This window comes from Burkholderia sp. Tr-20390 (assembly GCF_017104595.1).
In the GTDB taxonomy this organism is placed as follows: domain Bacteria; phylum Pseudomonadota; class Gammaproteobacteria; order Burkholderiales; family Burkholderiaceae; genus Burkholderia.
Window position 1 is genome coordinate 1 of the sequence record NZ_JAAGPC010000420.1, and the last position, 1,238, is coordinate 1,238.

Annotated in this window: 1 pseudogene; it reads right to left on the reverse strand. The window is 63.1% G+C overall.

Annotation, left to right across the window (positions count from 1 at the left end):
* Positions 1–1,238: pseudogene (locus G3N98_RS39330) on the reverse strand (ISNCY family transposase); the annotation flags it as partial.

Consider the following 1,238-nt stretch of genomic DNA (forward strand, 5'->3'; position numbering starts at 1 on the left):
TGACGGCGCTTTGCCAATTCGGCTGTTATCACGTTGCGCCTGAAGCGCTTGCGCGACCTCCAGCACATGACTCAAGCGCTTGTGCTCCACGACTGCGCCTTGATCGATTTCGGTTAGGCGATCGTACTGTCTGTAGTCCAATACCCGGTCGTCAGCCCGTAGTTCAATCCGTCCATCCGGGTACTCCCACACCTCGATCTGCCGGTCGATCAGCTTCCGGTTGACCGGCGTATCGTCCAGCAAGTACATCACCCGGTCGTACTGAACCGTGAGCGACTTCGTCACTTTCCGCGGCTCACGCCACGTCAGCGCCCGCTCCAGGCTCTCGTCGGTCCGTAACGGCCGATGCGCATTGAAGTCGCTCTTTGGCGGCTTCGCGAAGCGCGTGTTGTAGGCGGCCATGAAGGAGGGCGCGTAAGCGTTGGCGTCGGCCACCGTGTTGATCTCGCGCAATCGCATCTCCTTGACCAGCCGATCCTGCGACGTCAGGTGCGCTCGCTCCACGCGCCCCTTGGCCGAGCTGCTGTTCGCGCAGAACGTGTCGATGTTCAGCTCGTACATCGCCCGGCCAAACGGCGTCACGCGATTGCCAGTCTTGCCCGGCTTCACGTTGCGAAACACGCTGGCCTTGTCGCTGTAAAACGCTCCCGGCTTGCCATGGCGTTCGATGTACGCCCGCGTTGCCTCGAAGTAGCTGAAGGTCGACTCCGTCTGCGTGAAGTGCAGCATCATCAGCCGGCTCGTCGCGTCATCCACATACACCAGCAGCGTGCAGGCCGGCGCCCGTTCCTCGAACCATCGATGGTCGCTGCCGTCGATCTGGATCAGTTCACCCAGGCACGCACGACGCGCTCGTGGCTGGTAGACCTTCGGGGGCGTTGCCGCCGCGGAATCCAGAGCCCAGCATCCGTCATCAGCTTCCTGACCGTTTCCTTGGCCAGCCGAATGCCGTGACATTCCCAGAGCTTCTCGCAGGCCAACGTCGGCCCGAAATCGGCGTAGCGGTCACGGATGATCGACAGCGCCCGGTCGGCGGCTCCCGGGTCGAGACGGCGGTTGCCGGGCTTCGCTCGGTGTCCTGACACCAATCCCGCCGCGCCGTGCTCACGAAGCCGGGCGACCAGTCGGCGAACCTGGCGTGTCGTCAACTCCAGCCGTTCCGCTGCACGCCATGGCTTGAGCTTGCCGTCCGCTACGTCCTGAATGACCTTGAACCTGTCTAGCTCCCGCATCGTCAT